19 protein-coding genes are annotated in these 18,328 nt (G+C 45.5%); 12 read left to right on the top strand and 7 right to left on the bottom strand.

Translation table 11 applies throughout. The features are described from left to right. Positions 1-336 precede the first annotated feature (336 nt). From hypF to hypE, 12 genes are all read left to right on the top strand, one after another. A complete protein-coding gene (hypF, locus tag PR800_RS03030; RefSeq protein ID WP_272530173.1) occupies positions 337-2,613 on the top strand; it encodes a carbamoyltransferase HypF in 2,277 nt (758 codons plus the stop codon). Positions 2,614-3,223: 610 nt separating this feature from the next. Further along, positions 3,224-4,342: a hydrogenase 2 small subunit gene (gene hybO / locus PR800_RS03035; protein ID WP_102137882.1), complete on the top strand. Its 1,119-nt coding sequence runs from the start codon at positions 3,224-3,226 to the stop codon at positions 4,340-4,342. A gap of 2 nt (positions 4,343-4,344) precedes the next feature. Next, positions 4,345-5,331, top strand: coding sequence for a hydrogenase 2 operon protein HybA (gene hybA, locus PR800_RS03040; RefSeq protein WP_094961065.1), 987 nt, complete (start codon positions 4,345-4,347; stop codon positions 5,329-5,331). Next, on the top strand, positions 5,315-6,502 hold the full coding sequence (gene hybB / locus PR800_RS03045; protein WP_102137881.1) for a Ni/Fe-hydrogenase cytochrome b subunit: 1,188 nt from the start codon (positions 5,315-5,317) through the stop codon (positions 6,500-6,502). The genes hybA and hybB overlap by 17 nt, the downstream gene beginning before the upstream one ends. Then, on the top strand, positions 6,499-8,202 hold the full coding sequence (gene hybC / locus PR800_RS03050) for a hydrogenase 2 large subunit (RefSeq protein ID WP_102137880.1): 1,704 nt from the start codon (positions 6,499-6,501) through the stop codon (positions 8,200-8,202). Before hybB ends, hybC begins: the two co-directional genes overlap by 4 nt. Further along, positions 8,202-8,699 (top strand): HyaD/HybD family hydrogenase maturation endopeptidase, encoded by a 498-nt coding sequence (locus PR800_RS03055; protein WP_166264361.1) that lies wholly within the window; start codon positions 8,202-8,204, stop codon positions 8,697-8,699. The genes hybC and PR800_RS03055 overlap by 1 nt, the downstream gene beginning before the upstream one ends. Further along, positions 8,689-9,180: a hydrogenase-2 assembly chaperone gene (hybE, locus tag PR800_RS03060; RefSeq protein WP_210843451.1), complete on the top strand. Its 492-nt coding sequence runs from the start codon at positions 8,689-8,691 to the stop codon at positions 9,178-9,180. Before PR800_RS03055 ends, hybE begins: the two co-directional genes overlap by 11 nt. After that, complete coding sequence (gene hypA / locus PR800_RS03065) at positions 9,173-9,514, top strand: hydrogenase maturation nickel metallochaperone HypA (RefSeq protein WP_166264365.1); 342 nt, start codon at positions 9,173-9,175, stop codon at positions 9,512-9,514. The genes hybE and hypA overlap by 8 nt, the downstream gene beginning before the upstream one ends. Before the next feature lie 90 nt (positions 9,515-9,604). Continuing rightward, entirely contained in the window at positions 9,605-10,639 is a 1,035-nt protein-coding gene (gene hypB, locus PR800_RS03070; protein ID WP_166264367.1) for a hydrogenase nickel incorporation protein HypB, read from the top strand. Then, positions 10,630-10,926, top strand: a complete 297-nt coding sequence (hybG, locus tag PR800_RS03075) for a hydrogenase maturation factor HybG (protein ID WP_004257928.1) — start codon at positions 10,630-10,632, stop codon at positions 10,924-10,926. Before hypB ends, hybG begins: the two co-directional genes overlap by 10 nt. After that, positions 10,910-12,022 carry a hydrogenase formation protein HypD gene (gene hypD, locus PR800_RS03080; RefSeq protein ID WP_102137875.1) on the top strand — a complete coding sequence of 371 codons (1,113 nt, stop codon included), beginning with the start codon at positions 10,910-10,912 and terminating at the stop codon, positions 12,020-12,022. The genes hybG and hypD overlap by 17 nt, the downstream gene beginning before the upstream one ends. Beyond that, positions 12,023-13,039: a hydrogenase expression/formation protein HypE gene (hypE, locus tag PR800_RS03085; protein ID WP_272530176.1), complete on the top strand. Its 1,017-nt coding sequence runs from the start codon at positions 12,023-12,025 to the stop codon at positions 13,037-13,039. A 42-nt stretch (positions 13,040-13,081) separates the two neighbouring features. Here hypE and ureG read toward each other — a convergent pair whose 3' ends face one another. From ureG to PR800_RS03120, 7 genes are read right to left on the bottom strand one after another with little or no spacing between them, the layout of a single operon-like run. After that, positions 13,082-13,699 (bottom strand): urease accessory protein UreG, encoded by a 618-nt coding sequence (gene ureG, locus PR800_RS03090; protein WP_004908472.1) that lies wholly within the window; start codon positions 13,697-13,699, stop codon positions 13,082-13,084. A gap of 9 nt (positions 13,700-13,708) precedes the next feature. Next, positions 13,709-14,374 (bottom strand): urease accessory protein UreF, encoded by a 666-nt coding sequence (locus PR800_RS03095; protein ID WP_102137873.1) that lies wholly within the window; start codon positions 14,372-14,374, stop codon positions 13,709-13,711. A gap of 21 nt (positions 14,375-14,395) precedes the next feature. Beyond that, the gene (gene ureE / locus PR800_RS03100) at positions 14,396-14,884 is read right to left on the bottom strand and encodes an urease accessory protein UreE (protein WP_272530177.1); all 489 of its coding nucleotides are present in this window, start codon (positions 14,882-14,884) and stop codon (positions 14,396-14,398) included. A gap of 21 nt (positions 14,885-14,905) precedes the next feature. Then, positions 14,906-16,609 carry an urease subunit alpha gene (gene ureC / locus PR800_RS03105; protein ID WP_206276097.1) on the bottom strand — a complete coding sequence of 568 codons (1,704 nt, stop codon included), beginning with the start codon at positions 16,607-16,609 and terminating at the stop codon, positions 14,906-14,908. Positions 16,610-16,611: 2 nt separating this feature from the next. Continuing rightward, positions 16,612-16,935 (bottom strand): urease subunit beta, encoded by a 324-nt coding sequence (locus PR800_RS03110; protein WP_102137870.1) that lies wholly within the window; start codon positions 16,933-16,935, stop codon positions 16,612-16,614. 8 nt (positions 16,936-16,943) lie between these two features. Then, positions 16,944-17,246: an urease subunit gamma gene (locus PR800_RS03115; RefSeq protein ID WP_004908484.1), complete on the bottom strand. Its 303-nt coding sequence runs from the start codon at positions 17,244-17,246 to the stop codon at positions 16,944-16,946. A gap of 21 nt (positions 17,247-17,267) precedes the next feature. After that, positions 17,268-18,104 carry an urease accessory protein UreD gene (locus tag PR800_RS03120; protein WP_272530179.1) on the bottom strand — a complete coding sequence of 279 codons (837 nt, stop codon included), beginning with the start codon at positions 18,102-18,104 and terminating at the stop codon, positions 17,268-17,270. Positions 18,105-18,328: the final 224 nt, after the last annotated feature.

The raw sequence follows: 18,328 nt of genomic DNA on the forward strand, positions 1-18,328 counted from the left end.
AAGATTTTTCTGAATCAACCGACTTAGCGAAAAAGTACCCAGAAAAACTGAAAGCATTGCAGCAATTATGGGGGGATGAAGCAAGAAAATATAGCGACCCAGCGGTCGTGGATCCTTCTGAGTTCTTCTACAACTTTAATCGTATGGAAGATGGTTTTATCAGCGATTAAACTGATAAATTCACTGTTATTGTTAAAATAGCCACAAGAATTGCTTTGTGGCTATTTCTATTGAGCGAGTATTGTTAATGTGTTTTTCATATTTTATTGATCTCAAGTGAAGTTTTTTTTATGTCTTCGCGGGAAAATATCCTCAGTGTATTAAGAGGGTGCACGAGTGAAAAACGGTATACAGTTACGCATCAAAGGGAAAGTGCAAGGTGTAGGTTTTCGCCCCTATGTTTGGCAATTAGCGCATCAATGCCAACTTTTAGGTGATGTGTGTAATGATGCTGAAGGGGTGCTGATTCGTTTATGTACTGATTCGGATCCCACTGAATTTACTCAGTTATTGTACCAACACTGCCCACCGTTAGCCCATATAGAAAGTATTGAACTGCAACCTTTTCAATGGGATAAATTACCCGACGCATTTACTATTCGCCGTAGTGGCGAAGGTAAAATGGATACTCAAGTCATCCCAGATGCTGCTACTTGTGATGCATGCCAACAAGAGCTTTTTGCTCCATCGAATCGACGTTTTCATTACCCGTTCACAAACTGCACGCATTGCGGCCCTCGCTTCACGATTATTCGTCGTATGCCTTATGATAGGCCCAATACTGCAATGGCCGATTTTCCTTTGTGTCCTAATTGCTTAGTGGAATATCAATCCCCAGCAGATAGGCGTTTTCACGCACAACCCAATGCCTGTGCGGTGTGTGGTCCTGAAATTAAATTGTGCGGCCCATCAGGAAAAATGATCGCAAATAAAGAGAATGCATTAGTCTTGGCAGTTCAGCAGTTATTGGCCGGGAAAATTGTTGCTATTAAAGGGATTGGCGGTTTTCATCTTGCTTGTGATGCAAGTAGTGATGAGGCGGTAGAAGCTTTACGAGGGCGTAAATGCCGCCCAACCAAGCCGCTGGCGGTTATGATCCCATCACTGAATTGGTTAGAGCAGCACAATATGCCGCTGAGTGATGGCTTACGTGCATTATTAGAAAGCCCTGCCGCTCCGATTGTATTGGTTAAAAATTGGAAAAATCCTGTATTAAGCCAATATATTGCGCCAAATCTAGCGGAAATCGGTGTTATGTTGCCTTCTAACCCATTGCAACACCTATTGATGGCACAAGTTAATCGCCCATTAGTGATGACGTCAGGAAATGCATCAGGGAAGCCCCCTGTGTTGAGCGAGCAAGCTGCGCTGGTTGATTTAGCCAATATCGCGGATGTTTGGCTCACTCATAACCGCGATATTGTCCAACGCGCAGATGACTCATTGGTGCGTTATCATGATGGACAAGCGGAAATGCTCCGCCGTGCACGGGGCTATGTCCCTGATGCGATTGACTTACCTAAAGGGTTTGAAAATTCCCCATCAATACTGGCTTTAGGGGCTGATCTTAAAAATACCTTTTGTTTATTGCGAGACAAAAGTGCAGTCATGAGCCAACACCTAGGCGACCTTGATGATATGGATATTTTTGAGCAATATCAGTCTGCGATTGCATTATTTGAATCTATTTATCGTTTTACGCCAACCGCTATAGTCTCTGATATGCATCCTAATTATGTGAGTACGCGCTATGGCGAGGCGTTATCACAGCAATTACGGATCCCATTGATAAAAGTGCAGCATCATCATGCACATATTGCTGCGGTAATGGCTGAGCATGGTTTGCCATTAAATGGAAGTAAAGTCATTGGGTTAGCTTTGGATGGTTTGGGGTATGGGGATGACCACCGGCTATGGGGAGGTGAATGCTTACTAGTGGATTATAAATCCAGTCAATATCTAGGAGGCTTGCCCCCAGTTGCACTGCCGGGAGGGGAATTAGCTTCTCGGCAGCCATGGCGTAATTTCCTTGCGCATTGTTTACAATTTGTTCCCCAGTGGCAAAAGCAAGAGAGCGCCGCTTATTTAATGTCATTTCCTTGGCAAGGCTTACAAAAGGCGATTGAGAAAGGAATTAATAGCCCAACGGCTTCATCTACTGGGCGGCTTTTTGATGCAGTTGCTGCAGCGTTAGGTATTTGTACGGCACAAACCAGTTGGGAAGGGGAGGCTGCTTGTCAACTAGAAGCGATTGCCATGAAATCACCCGTGAGCATACATCCGGTCACTATGCCATTAGTGGGGCGACAATTAGATTTATATACATTTTGGCAACAATGGATAGCGTACTGTGCGCCTAAACCACAACGGGCACATGCCTTTCATGTGGCATTAGCGCAAGGTTTTGCTGAGCTAGCAAGGAAGTCAGCGAACCAATATGGTACTAAGACAATTGTTTTGTCAGGTGGCGTGACTCATAACCAATTATTGAGAAAACTATTAGTGAATAACCTATCTGAGTTCGATGTGCTATATGCAAAACAATTTCCCATGGGAGATGGTGGGCTATCATTGGGGCAAGTCGCTATCGCTTCTGCGATGTTGAAAAATTAATCTATTACTAATGGGCAGTATTATATTTATAGGGTTGTATACTTACCTATTTTTTCTGCTTTTAATTTTAATAGATTATATTTTATTTTTGATATTGATTCTTATTTAACATATTTGTTTTTATATTAATGGTTGGGTTGTTATTAATACACCTATTCCGCTTAATTAATTATATTAAAATGATGGGTTTGGATATCACAATGAAAAATAAATGTTTTTTTTATTTTAAATGATGTGATGTATAACGCAGTATTGAAAATAAAATCTATTTATTTATATTTCCATTCTTGTTTTATTACGGGTTACTGAATCGATTTTTCTAGCAAATATATAAAAAAAATAAAATTTCTTATTGCCTTTTGATGAAGATCAAATGATTTAGGCGCGGTAGGAATAGGATCTTATTTTATATTTATACATCAGGTTACTTAAATAAGAATTTATTTCATTAGAGTTGGTTTTGTTTGCTTCTTAAATAGATAAATACAAGCAAAAAGCGTATTCATCATTTGTGTATAGGGCTTTGTGGTATTTATAACTTTAAGGTAGTAAACAAAAATCCCCTCCTAATGAATAGGTTTTAAGCCACCCATAATAATAGGAAAAAAGAATGATAGGAGATAACTCTATTATTTCTTCGCATGGCATTAACCGCCGTGATTTTATGAAGTTATGTACAGCACTGGCTGCGACAATGGGATTAAGCGGGAAGGCTGCTGCCCAAATTGCGGAATCTATTAGTGACCCAGCTCGACCTCCTGTCATTTGGATTGGCGCCCAAGAGTGTACAGGGTGTACGGAATCTTTGCTGTGTTCAACCCATCCAACTTTGGAAAATTTAATTCTCGATACCATCTCATTGGAATACCACGAGGTGTTGTCTGCCGCCTTTGGTGAGCAAGTTGAGCAAAATAAACATGATGCAATTGAAAAGTACAAAGGAAAATATGTTTTAGTCGTCGATGGTTCTATCCCATTGAAAGATGGTGGCATTTACTGCATGGTGGCGGGGAAACCGATTGTTGAGCATATTCGTGAAGTGGCTGAACACGCTGCGGCTGTGATTGCGATAGGTTCTTGCGCTTCGTGGGGCGGTGTTGCTGCGGCAGGTGATAACCCAACAGGAGCCGTGGGTTTAGATCAAGTCATTAAAGATAAAACCGTTATTAATATTCCAGGCTGCCCGCCTAATCCACATAACTTCCTTGCGACGGTCGCACACTTAATTACGTTTAATCGCCCACCAAAATTGGATAGCAAAAATCGCCCAATGTTCGCGTACGGTCGATTAATTCATGAACACTGTGAACGTCGCCCTCATTTTGATGCGGGCCGCTTCGCAAAAGAGTTCGGTGATGATGGCCATCGTGAAGGTTGGTGTTTATACCATTTAGGTTGTAAGGGACCTGAAACGTACGGTAACTGCTCCACATTGCAATTCTGTGATGTTGGCGGTGTCTGGCCTGTGGCAATTGGTCACCCTTGTTATGGCTGTAATGAAGAAAATGTAGGGTTTCATAAAGCTATCCACCAACTAGCAAGTGTTGAAAACCCAACACCACGTGTGGATAAACCGGATGTGAATAACCGCGAAGGTGGCCAAATTTCATCTACAGCTGTGGGGTTAATTGGTGGTGTTGTCGGGTTAGTGGCTGGGGTTAGCGTGATGGCGGTACGTGAATTAGGTCGTCAAAAACGCCAACAAGATACTGACTCACGGGGAGAATAACCGTGAATAGACGAAATTTTCTTAAACTCTCCGCTGGGGGAGCATTACTTGCGGGAAGTTCACCCAGCTTGGCGGGGCCTGAAAACCGCCCGCCAATTCCTAATTCTTTGGGGATGCTATATGACTCGACCCTGTGTATTGGGTGTCAGGCGTGCGTGACAAAATGCCAAGATATTAACCACCCGGAACGTAACCCGGTAGGGGAGCAAACTTGGTCAAATAATGACAAACTCACCCCTTATACCAACAATATTATTCAGGTTTGGAGCAGTGGAACAGGCGTTCATAAAGACCAAGAAAAAGACGGTTATGCCTACATTAAAAAGCAATGCATGCATTGTGTTGACCCTAATTGCGTGTCGGTTTGCCCTGTTCAAGCGCTGAAAAAAGACCCAAAAACTGGCATTGTTCATTACGATGCCAGCGTATGTACTGGTTGCCGTTATTGCATGGTGGCGTGTCCATTTAATATCCCGAAATATGCCTACGATGACAAATTTGGTGCAATTCATAAGTGCGAGTTATGCAACCAAAAAGGTGTCGAACGTTTAGACAAGGGCGGTTTGCCCGGTTGTGTCGAAGTTTGCCCAACAGGTGCAGTAATTTTCGGGACGCGTGAAGAATTACTCGCGGAAGCCAAAAAACGCTTAACACTCAAAGTGGGGGATGAGTACGGCTACCCAAGACAAACCTTACACAGCAATGACCCAAATGTGATTAAAGTGCCGAAATATGAGTCCCATGTTTATGGCGAACTTGAAGGCGGTGGTACACAAGTCATTGTTCTTTCCGGTGTGCCATATCAAAACCTTGGGCTACCTGAATTGGAGCAGTTGTCCACAGGGGCGCGTTCTGAATATGTGCAGCACACGCTTTACAAAGGCATGGTACTGCCATTGGCCGCGTTGGCAGGGCTGAGTTTCTTGGTGTATCGCAATACCAAGAATGACAAACACGAAGGAGATGACTCAAATGACGACGCATCATAAAGAGCAGCCGCTAGGCGGGCGTTTAGTCAGTTGGCCAATTATGGTCTTTGGGCCCTTAGTGCTGATTTGTGTCATCTTGATAGTTAAACGCTTGGTCTTCGGCTTAGGCTCAGTTTCTGACCTAAATGGTGGCTATCCTTGGGGGATCTGGATTGCTTTTGACTTGCTGATTGGAACCGGTTTTGCTTGTGGCGGTTGGGCGCTGGCTTGGGCGGTGTATGTATTTAACCGAGGTGAATATCACCCGTTAGTGCGCCCTGCATTATTAGCCAGTTTGTTCGGGTACTCTCTCGGTGGCTTGTCTATCACTATTGACGTAGGTCGTTACTGGAACTTGCCTTATTTCTACATCCCCGGTTTCTTTAACACCAACTCAGTGCTGTTTGAAACCGCAGTGTGTATGACGATTTATATCGGTGTGATGGCATTGGAATTTGCCCCTGCACTGTGTGAGCGCTTTGGTTGGAAGGTTTCGTTAAAACGACTGAATAAAGCGATGTTTTTTATTATTGCTCTTGGCGCATTACTGCCGATGATGCACCAATCGTCTATGGGTTCATTGATGATTTCGGCGGGGTATAAAGTCCACCCTATTTGGCAAAGTTATGAAATGCTGCCACTACTCTCATTACTGACTGCATTCATTATGGGTTTTTCCATCGTCATTTTCGAAGGGTCATTACTCCAAGCCGCGTTGCGGGGGCAAGGCGCTGATGAACGGCCGCTGTTTGTTCGTATCACTCGGATCTTGCAGGTATTGTTAGTGCTGTTCTTGGTCTGCCGTTTCGGTGAACTAATTTATCGGGGCAAGTTGCACCATATCTTCAATACCGATTTCTACGCCATGATGTTCTGGATAGAAACCGCATTAATGGTTTTCCCATTGATTATTTTCCGCATGCCATCATTGAGAAATGATTCGCGGTGGTTATATGCAAGCGGTTTAAGCATGTTGATTGGGGCTGCCATGTGGCGGATGAGCTATTCCCTCGTTGCATTCAACCCAGGGGGGGGATACGACTATTTCCCAACAACAGAAGAACTTTTAATTTCAATAGGTTTTGTGGCAATAGAGGTATGCGCTTATATCTTATTGATCCGCTTATTACCTGTTATTCCAGCATTGAAAAAAACAACGATGAGCCATTCAGAGGCCCGAGGTAAAGCATGAGCCAACGTATAACAATAGACCCAGTCACTCGTATCGAAGGTCACTTACGCATTGATTGTGAAATTGAAGATGGAAAAGTCACCAAGGCTTGGGCTTCAGGCACGATGTGGCGTGGTATGGAAGAGATAGTCAAAGGGAAAGACCCCCGTGATGCATGGATGATTATGCAGCGCATTTGTGGGGTTTGTACCACGGTGCACGGTATTGTGTCGGTACGCACTATTGAAAGTGCTTTAAATATTGATGTGCCAGTGAATGCGCAGTATATCCGTAATATGATTTTAGCCGCGCACACCATTCAAGACCATATAGTCCATTTTTATCAATTATCTGCATTAGATTGGGTGGATATCACCTCTGCATTGAATGCAGACCCAAATAAAGCAGCAGAAATCTTGAACGGCGTTTCGACGTGGCCATTGAATAGCCCAGAAGAATTCACGCGAGTTCAAGATAAAATTAAAAAACTGGTTGCCAGTGGGCAATTGGGTATTTTTGCCAATGGGTATTGGGGGCACCCAGCGATGAAATTGTCGCCGGAGGTGAACTTAATCGCCGTAGCTCACTATTTACAAGCCCTTGAATGTCAGCGAGATGCCAACCGAATTGTAGCGTTATTAGGGGGGAAAACACCGCATATTCAAAACCTTGCCGTTGGTGGTGTCGCAAATCCTATTAACCTTGATGGTGTCGGGGTTCTGAACCTCGAGCGTTTGATGTATGTAAAATCCTTTATTGACCGTTTAGGGGATTTCATTGAGCAAGTGTATAAGATTGACGCCGCTGTTATTGCTGCGGGCTACCCTGAATGGCTCGAAGTTGGCCAAGGCGCGAAACATTATATGTGTATGCCTGAAATGCCAATGGATGGTAAAAATGGCAGCTTCTTGTTACCGGGTGGCTACCTTGAAAACAGCGATTTTAGTACTTATCGCCCCATTACAAGCCATATGGATGAGTATTTGATCAACGGCATCAAAGAAAGTAGCAAACACGCGTGGTACAAAGAAAATGAACCACAGGCTCCATGGGAAGGCACCACTAACCCAGATTACACAGGGTGGGACGATGACGGTAAATACTCATGGGTAAAAGCCCCAACTTTTTATGATAAAACCGTCGAAGTCGGGCCGCTTGCTGACTTGTTGTGTAAATTAGCGGCAAAACATGAGCCGACAGAAAAACACTTTAATGATGTGGTAAATCTGTACCAAACACTGACGGGCAATACGATTAGTGTGGATCAACTGCATTCAACATTGGGCCGAATTATCGGACGCAGTGTTCGCTGCTGTGTGCTGAATGAAACTCTGTCTATTCAATGGCAAGCGCTGGTCGATAACATAGGAAAAGGCGATTACACCACCTTTGTAAAACCCGTATTCCCTGAAAATGCCACTATTAAAGGTGTTGGTTTTGGGGAAGTCCCACGTGGTTTATTGTCGCACTGGGTTGTAATCAAAGACGGTAAAATTGAAAATTACCAAGCGGTAGTGCCATCCACTTGGAACTCAGGCCCTCGTAACTTCAATGATGAGCCAGGCCCTTATGAGCAAGCATTGGTAGGAACTCCTGTCGCTGATCCCGCTAAACCCCTTGAAGTGGTGCGAACTATTCACTCATTTGACCCTTGTATGTCTTGTGCTGTGCACATTGTTGACCCAGAAGGTGGCGAAGTCACTAAGGTTAAGGTGCTGTAATGCGTATTTTAGTTTTAGGTGTTGGCAATATATTGCTGAGCGATGAAGGGATTGGGGTACGCATCGTTGAGGCTTTAGAGCAGCGCTATCACCTGCCTGAATGCGTGGAAGTGCTAGATGGTGGAACGGCGGGAATGGAATTGATTGGCCCGATGGCAGATAGAGACCATTTGATCATTGCTGATGTTGTGTTATCGAGCCAGCAGGCTGGCTCGATTTTAGTCTTGCGCGATGACGAAGTTCCTGCACTGTTTACGCGTAAAATCTCCCCGCATCAACTCGGTTTATCAGATGTGCTATCCGCTTTGCATTTAACCGATGAATTCCCACAGCGGCTAACATTAGTTGGCGTTGTGCCTGGATCCCTCGAACCGCATATCGGTTTGACGGCAATAGGGCAGGCCGCTTTAGAGCCAGCTTTACAAAAGGTTATTGAGGTTTTGCGAAGCGAAGGCTTGGAAATCATAGCGAAAGAAGAGAGTTTGCATGCCGGATGACATCTTAGGTTATGAAACTAATCCTCGGCCTCTAGTTGAGGCCGCATTTACGCGAGTTGCTGAACAATCGATGCATGATTTGTCATTTTTGCATCCGACTATGCCTGTGCACGCCAGTGAGTTTGGCCTGTTCGAAGGGCAATGGGTGGGCGTGGTGATCACGCCTTGGATGCTCAGCGCGATTATTCTACCGGGGCCTGAACAATACTGGCCTCGTCGCGTGGTCGGTGACAAGGTTGGGCTAATCCTCCCCTATGGTGAAATGACGTATACCGTGGGGGAATTAGACGGCTTGACCCAATATTTTGCTTGCTCATTAATGTCGCCATTAGAAAAGAAACTGACACCAGAACAAGGTATTCACCTAACGGATGATTGCCAGCGAATATTGTTATCGCTTCCAGTGAGTGACCCAAATATTCCTCAAGCACCTGAACGTAGAGCATTGTTTGCCCGCCACTTAAGGGGGCAGGATGCATGAGGTTTCGTTATGCCAAAGTACGATAGAAATTATTGAACAGCAGGCGAAAAAAAATGCAGTTAACCGAGTCACCGCTGTTTGGCTTGAAATCGGTGCGCTCTCTTGTGTTGAAGAGAGTGCCTTTCGCTTCAGTTTTGACGTCGTTTGTCGTGGGACGGTTGCAGAAGGCTGCCAGCTCCACATTATTTACCAGCCCGCACAAGCATGGTGTTGGGATTGCAGTGAAATAGTGGAAATAGATAGCCACCAATCGGTTTGTCCATGCTGTCAGGGGTTGAATCTGAAAGTGGAAAGTGGGGAGCGTTTACGCATCAAAGAGTTGGAAGTGGAATAGCTTTTTGAGGTGAGCTTGAGGTGTATCAACCAGACTCTATGGATTATGTATTAATCTAATTTAACAATTTAGCTGTTGGGAGTGAAACTTATGTGCAGTACTTGTGGATGTGCATCGGGAGAGCGCAAAATCGAGGGTGATGACCATCACGGCCATGCTCACGACCACCATCACGATCATCATCACGACCATGACCACCATCACGGCCATGATCACGACCATCACCATGATCATGAACCTCACGGGCAAACGGTGATCATTCATCACCATTACTATCATCAAGGTGATGTTCACAACCACTATCACCAATATGAACCCGCACCTGCTGAAAGCAAATCTAAAAAGCATAAACACAAACATAAGCACAAACATATTTACCAAACCGCAGAGGCAAGTTTTAAACCGGCTGGCGAACATCATGACCTTGATTATGGACACGGTGAAGCGGGTACCCATGCACCGGGGATCAGCCAAAAACGCATGCTACAAATCGAGATGGATGTATTAGATAAAAATAACCATCTGGCAGAGCATAACCGTGAAGATTTTAACCAGAAGAATATTTTAGCGCTAAACCTCGTTTCTAGCCCCGGTTCAGGGAAAACCACGTTGTTAACAGAAACGTTGTTAAGGCTGCGTGACAAAATCAATTGTGCAGTGATTGAAGGTGATCAACAAACCACCAATGATGCACAGCGGATCCGCGAAACGGGTGTGCCTGCGATTCAAGTGAATACAGGAAAAGGCTGCCACCTAGATGCACAAATGGTGCACGATGCAACAGCGCGTTTAGAGTTAGCCGATAACAGCTTATTATTTATTGAAAATGTGGGGAATTTAGTTTGTCCTGCTAGCTTTGATTTGGGCGAGCGCCATAAAGTGGCGGTGCTGTCGGTCACGGAAGGGGAAGATAAACCCCTCAAATACCCACATATGTTTGCGGCAGCAGATATCATGTTATTGAATAAAATTGACTTATTGCCATACCTGAATTTTGATGTCGAAGCCTGTATTGCTAATGCCAAACAGGTGAATCCCAATATCCAAGTTATCCAAGTGTCTGCGACATGCGGCGAAGGGATGGATGCATGGCTGGCATGGTTGGAGACACAGCTATGTGCTTAGGTATTCCGGGCAAAATAGTTGCCGTTGGTGAAGACATTCACCAACTCGCTCAAGTGGATGTTTGTGGTGTAAAACGCGATGTGAATATTGGCCTCATTTGTGAAGGAGAAACCGCTGATTTATTAGGCCAATGGGTATTGGTACACGTCGGTTTTGCCATGAGTATCATCAATGAAGAAGAAGCGCAATCCACTTTGGATGCGTTAACCGCGATGAGCCAGCTAGACCACGAGGTCAGCGATTTTAGTGGTTTAAATGCAGGAGCGGCAGATGCAGTACGTCGATGAATTTCGCGACCCTGTTCTTGCAAAAGCGCTGTTGGCGCATATTCATCAACGGGTGAATGAAATACCCCAAGCGAAACGACGCCCATTACAACTCATGGAAGTCTGTGGTGGCCATACCCACGCGATTTTTAAGTTTGGTATTGACCAGTTATTACCCGCTGAAATTGAGTTTGTTCATGGGCCGGGTTGCCCTGTTTGTGTATTACCAATGGGACGCATTGATGGCTGTATCGAAATTGCGCAGCGCCCAGAGGTTATTTTTTGTACTTATGGCGATGCAATGCGTGTGCCGGGGGAAAAGGGGTCTTTACTCGACGCCAAACGCAATGGGGCGGATGTCCGTATCGTTTATTCACCGTTAGATGCTTTGGCATTGGCAGAGCAGCACCCTCATCGGCAAGTGGTTTTCTTTGGCTTAGGCTTTGAAACCACAATGCCGAGTACGGCAATTACCTTGCAGCAGGCGAAGCGACGCCAATTAGCAAATTTTAGTGTATTTTGCCAGCACATTACGATCATTCCCACCTTGCGTAGCTTACTTGAGCAACCGGATGTCCGTATTGACGGTTTTTTAGCACCGGGACACGTGAGTATGGTGATCGGGGCGCATCCCTACCAATTTATTACCGAAGACTTTCATAAACCCTTGGTGGTCACAGGGTTCGAACCCTTAGATATTTTGCAGTCATTAGCCATGTTAGTTGACCAAATCGCTGATGGCCGTTGTGAGGTAGAAAACCAATATAAACGTGTTGTGGCCGATGAAGGTAACCTGTTGGCAATGAAGGCGTTAGAAGAAGTTTTTGAACTCAAACAAACCAGTGAATGGCGTGGATTGGGGGAAATTGCAGGTTCAGGGGTTCAATTAACTCAAGCTTATCAGTTTTTTGATGCCGAGAAGCGTTTTCAGGTACAACCTCATAAAGTGGCGGATGACCCGCTAGCTCGTTGTGGCGAAGTATTAACAGGGCGCTGCAAACCCAACGAATGTACGTTGTTTGGGCGCCGTTGTACGCCACAAACCGCTTTTGGTGCACTGATGGTTTCTTCTGAAGGCGCCTGTGCAGCTTATTACCAATATCGTCGGGAGGTATAAATGAGTAGTCATGTGGTGACGATGGCACATGGTAGTGGTGGGCAGGCTATGCAGCAATTGATTGAACAGTTGTTCTTACAGGCATTTGCTAACCCAGCGTTGAATGAGCGGGAAGACCAAGCTCGGCTAGCACTGGCGGAAATGACCGCATTGGGCGACCGTTTAGCATTCAGTACTGACAGTTATGTTATCGACCCAATTTTTTTCCCGGGCGGTAATATTGGAAAACTGGCTGTATGCGGTACAGTGAATGACGTCGCAGTCAGTGGTGCGATACCCAAGTATCTTTCTTGCGGCTTTATTTTGGAAGAAGGTTTTCCACTTTCTGAACTTACTTTAATTGTGGAATCGATGGCTGCAACGGCAGCAGCGGCTGGCGTGGCTATTGTGACAGGTGATACTAAAGTAGTACAGCGCGGTGCGGCAGACAAAATTTTTATCAATACAGCAGGTATTGGCGTGATCCCGACCAATATTCAGTGGGGAGCTCAGCATATTCAAGTGGGGGATAAAGTGATTGTCAGTGGTACGTTGGGCGACCACGGAGCCACTATTTTAAACCAACGCGAACAGCTCGGGTTAGAAGCAGAACTTTGCAGTGATTGTGCAGTATTAACACCATTAATCGCCCCGTTACGTGAAATTGATGGCGTTCGTGCATTACGAGATGCAACTCGTGGTGGCGTAACGGCAATATTGCATGAATTTGCCCAAGCCGGCGGCTGTGGAATTGCGGTAAACGAGGGGGATTTACCTGTCTCTTCAGCAGTTAGAGGCGTGTGCGAGTTATTAGGTTTAGAACCGTTAAATTTTGCCAATGAAGGTAAATTAGTGATTGTGGTGAAACCTGAAGCGGAAAATGCGGTACTTGCTGCACTACACCAGCACCCATTAGGGAAAGATGCGACTACGATTGGTTGTGTCACCGAACAGAAACAAGTCAGATTAGTTGGGATCTTCGGTACATCAAGGTTATTAGATTTACCCCACAGTGAGCCTTTACCGCGCATTTGTTAATTGGGCACCCTATAGATAAAACTTATAGGGTGAACAAATGTATTAACGTCTTAACATGCCTTTATCGATAATAAACTCGATAATGGTTTCTAAGCCGACTTTTTTCTTTAAGTTCGTAAACACATAGGGTTTCACTGGGCGCATTCTTGCTGTATCCGCTTCCATGACTTCTAATGAAGCCCCGACATACGGTGCAAGGTCGATTTTATTAATCACCAGTAAATCGGAATGCGTGATCCCCGGGCCGCCTTTACGTGGGATTTTTTCCCCTTCAGCGACATCAATCACATAAATGGTTAAGTCTGCCAGTTCTGGGCTAAATGTCGCACTGAGATTATCGCCACCGCTTTCCACGAATACGATATCGAGGTTTTTATGGCGCATGGCGAGCTCTTCAACTGCGGCTAAGTTCATTGAAGCATCTTCACGAATAGCCGTGTGAGGGCAGCCACCAGTTTCAACACCAATAATGCGGTCTGCATCTAATGCTTCGGCACGGGTTAAAATTTTGGCATCTTCTTGGGTGTAAATATCATTGGTGACAACCGCAATTTGGTAAGTGTCGCGCATGGCTTTACATAACACTTCTAATAATGCCGTTTTTCCTGAGCCAACCGGCCCACCGACACCAATTCTTAAGGGTTGATTATATTCTTGCATAGCATTTTCTCATGAACGAAAAAGTCGTGTGTATTGGGTTTCATGCCGACTACTGGCAATAATTTGTGCTGGGGTAAAGCTGCCAATATCGTCTATTGGCCAGATTGCCGATTGCGTGACCACCTCGGGTATGCGTTCAGCGAGGGTAAATAAGATGTTTTGCCCTGCGCTTTGCCCTAAAGGGATAAGCTTAACACCGGACATCACTGTGTTTTCAAGCCAGCCCCATGCATATGCGGCACATAATTTTTCAACGTCAATCTGCCAATTTACCGCAGCGAGGGCGAAGGCCATTAGCTGAGTTTGTTTAACGCAGCTCAATGTGGTTGTATCAAGCTCAATACCCAGCTGAGGCAGCAAACGGGCAAATGCAATGCCGCGCTGGCGCTCCTCTGACCGTAGTTCTTTGGTTTCACGGCTGGCAATTATAAATTCACACCAATAGGAGACTTTTTCCATATCAGCACTCAATAAGTGGGTGTGAATTTGCCGTAAAACAGGGAGTTCCAATGTCGCAATCGCATGGGTCATTTGTGCCGTTAACCAGCTTGCTAGCGTTTCAGGCGTGGTTACCCAGCCTTTTTCAATGGCCCACTCTAAGCCTTGGGAATAGGTAAATGACCCAACAGGCAAAGACGGGCTGACTAATTGATATAAACGCAAATCCGCTAACATGGATAAACTTCCCAAATATGATTAATGGTGATGATGGTCATCGTGATCGTGATGATGATGGTGATGGTGATGCCCACCGGATGAACCACCATAAGCCCCCGGCTCTGGTTGGTATTTTTCCAAACCAACACTGACGGTCGCACCAAGCACACGAGCCATATCATCTAAGACATGGTCATGAAAATAACGACACCAGCCTGCTTCGATTTGCAGCGGTACGTGGCGGTTACCTAAGTGATAACAAACACGCGCTAACAGAAGAGGGTCATCACTATAAACGGTTGATACTTGCTCTTTTGCCGCTTCGATGGTGACTAACTCTCCCTCTTCAGTGGCTAAAATATCGCCTTCTTTAAGTATTGTACCGCGTGGCAGAAACAACCCGGCTTCTTGGCCATCGCTTAAGGTGACTTTTAAGCGGCTCTTTGTGCGCTCATCCATAGTCAAACACAAAGATAACTCGGTGTGTGGTGCTTGGTGGTTATCTATAATTTTAATGAATTTTTTCATGTTTGGGTTCTTTCGTCGGGGTCAGAATAAAAAGTAACGTTGTGCCATCGGCAGCTCAATTGCAGGCTCACAAACTAATGGAATACCATCGGCTTTTACGATGTAAGTCTGCGGGTCCAGCTCAATATGTGGCACATAACTATTGTGGATCATGGATGCCTTGCTAATATTCCGGCAGCCTTCCACACGACCAATTTTGCTCTGCAAACCGAGTTTTTCAGGGACGCCAGCATCAATCCCCGCTTTCGACATAAAAATCATCGACGTTTGGTATTTGGCTTTACCTAATGTGCCAAACATTGGGCGGTAGTGCACAGGTTGAGGCGTTGGGATAGCCGCGTTGATATCTCCCATAGGGGCATAAGCAACCATGCCGCCTTTCATGATCAAGGCGGGCTTGATGCCAAAAAATGCGGGATCCCACAAGACGATATCCGCAAGTTTACCTTTTCCAATCGACCCGACCTCATGGGCAATACCGTGGGCGATAGCGGGGTTAATGGTGTATTTCGCCACGTAACGTTTGATGCGGTTATTGTCGTTTTCTGGTGTATCGCCTTCTAAAGTTCCTCGCTGTAATTTCATTTTATGAGCGCATTGCCAAGTACGAGTAATCACTTCACCAACACGCCCCATGGCTTGTGAGTCCGAAGACATGACTGAAATGGCGCCCATATCATGCAAAATATCTTCAGCGGCGATGGTTTCACGGCGAATACGGGACTCAGCAAATGCCACATCTTCAGGAATGGACGGGTCTAAGTGGTGGCAAACCATCAACATATCCAAATGCTCATCAACGGTATTGATGGTGTATGGCATGGTTGGATTAGTTGACGCAGGCAGAATATTGGGCTCTCCCACCGATTTGATCACATCAGGGGCGTGGCCGCCACCAGCACCTTCGGTGTGGAACACGTGGATCACACGCCCAGCGATGGCTTTTACGGTTTCTTCATAAAAACCGCCTTCGTTTAATGTATCGGAGTGGATGGCGACTTGGACATCCATTTCATCAGCCACATTCAAGCAGTTATGGATAGCCATCGGGGTCGCGCCCCAGTCTTCGTGGATTTTCAAGCCGATTGCTCCCGCTTCAATTTGTTCGCGGATAGCCTCGGGTTTACTGACGCAGCCTTTCCCAAACAAACCGACATTAATCGGCAGCTCGTCCACGGCTTGTAACATGCGGTACATATTCCAAATACCAGGCGTGACGGTCGTGGCATTGGTGCCCGCGACAGGGCCGGTTCCGCCACCAATAAAGGTGGTGATGCCTGACACTAAGCCTTCTTCAGCCTGTTGTGGGCAAATAAAGTGAATATGGGTATCAACGCCACCCGCGGTGATAATTTTGCCTTCGCCTGCAACCACTTCAGTACCGGGGCCAATCACGATATCGACATTCGGCTGCACGTCAGGGTTGCCAGCTTTACCAATACCCGCAATGCGGCCATTTTTAATGCCAATATCGGCTTTAACAATGCCCCAATGGTCTAGAATAATGGCGTTGGTGATTATCACATCAACGCATTGGTCGCTGGTTACTTGGCTTTGTCCCATACCGTCACGAATGACCTTACCGCCACCAAATTTGACCTCTTCACCATAAGTCGTGAAATCTTTTTCAATTTCTAAAAATAATTCTGTGTCTGCTAAGCGTAGGCGGTCACCCGTTGTTGGGCCAAACATATCCGCATAGGCTTGCCGTGAGATGGTTTTCATGATTATTTCTCACTCTCTAATTTTCCCATGATCTTGCCATGGAAACCGTAAATTTCTCTTTTACCGCTAAATGCGACTAACTCAACAGTGCGACTCTGTCCGGGCTCAAAACGAACGGCCATTCCCGCAGGGATATTTAAACGAAACCCAAGCGTGCCTTCACGTGCAAATTTTAGCGCTTCGTTCGCTTCGTAAAAATGGTAGTGAGAGCCAATTTGTATCGGGCGGTCGCCTGTATTTGCGACGAGGATTATTTGGGTTTCTCGGCCTGCATTGAGTTCGATGTCACCTAAAGCTTGATTGACTTTAATTTCACCGGGGATCATGTTGCCTCCTATACAATTGGGTCGTGGATAGAAACCAACTTTGTGCCATCAGGAAATGTACATTCCACTTGGATGTCTTTGATCATTTCTGGCACGCCTTCCATTACTTGCTCTGCGGTTAACACGGTTCTGCCTTCGCTCATTAATTGGGCAACCGTTTTGCCATCGCGGGCACCTTCCATAATCGCACAACTGATTAGCGCGACCGCTTCAGGGTAATTGAGCTTTAATCCACGCGCTAAACGCCTTTCTGCAACGAGGCCTGCCGTAAAAAGCAATAATTTATCTTTTTCTCTTGGGGTTAGTTCCATTTTTTGCTCCTAAAAAAACGTTTATGTTGCCCAAATACGCGGTGGCTTAGGGTAATAACCTAACCAGTATTGCCTTGTTGCCTGCCAAATATGGGCAAAACAGGCCATCATTGGCTCGGTTTGGGAGCCTAATAGCCGCAAAACTAAAATACCATCCACATCGGTTAGCCCATACTCAAGCGGCCTAGCATCTGTAGAGAAAAAACAGGCCAAGCTATCTTGAAGTTCAGCTTTCAACTCATCGCTGGCGGGGTAGATATACAAAGAACCGACCATGGGAAACTCACGCATGACAGCCGACTGTTTTTGAGAACCGTCGATAAAGATAGATTCCGCCAGGGTGAGCTTGTCATCAATATAAAACTGCAATCGGCCCCGAATATTACCGTTGTCGAATTGCTCGTTTAATACCGGGCGGCCTAAACACTGGATTTCCCAGCCGATAAATTTTGATGAACTTGCGATCCGCACATGGGTCTCTAAGCGAACTTGCGCCTCAGGGAAAAAAATGTTTTCTTGAGGTAACCACTCTAAGAACCCATTAGGTGCTACAGTTAAGGTTTGTACTTGCCGTGCAATACCGCCCGCACTACGATAAAATTTTGTCGCTCCAGGCGTGGTCAATAGCGCATGGGCGTGTGGTTGAACATCAATATTGATAAGAAGTTTATCCCCCCCGACAACGCCACCGGGTGGATGAAGTAAATACGTGTGTGCAATTCCTTGCTCGGGGTAGAATGGCCGCTGAACCATTAAAGGGCCGATATGTTGTTTATCCGTTAAGCGGGTGACGCCACGTTTTAGTTCATATCGTAAAAAGATTTCAGCTAACCAGCCTGATCCTGAAAAATCAGACATACTTTCTCCTGCAACTCAGTCAACTAAAAATACGCGAACATGTTTAGCTATAGCCCAAACAAAAATTGGGTACTTATGATGTAAAAGCTAATGCAAGTAGGGTAGGATGAGAATGAACACTAAAATTATTATTATGCAGTGTTGTCAGCTACATTTGTCTGCCGCGCGATTCTACACCTTATATCGAAATTTGCCTTTCAATTAAACAGCATTTTATTTAGAAA

Source organism: Providencia sp. PROV205 (genome assembly GCF_028479505.1).
Taxonomy (GTDB): Bacteria; Pseudomonadota; Gammaproteobacteria; order Enterobacterales; family Enterobacteriaceae; genus Providencia; species Providencia huaxiensis.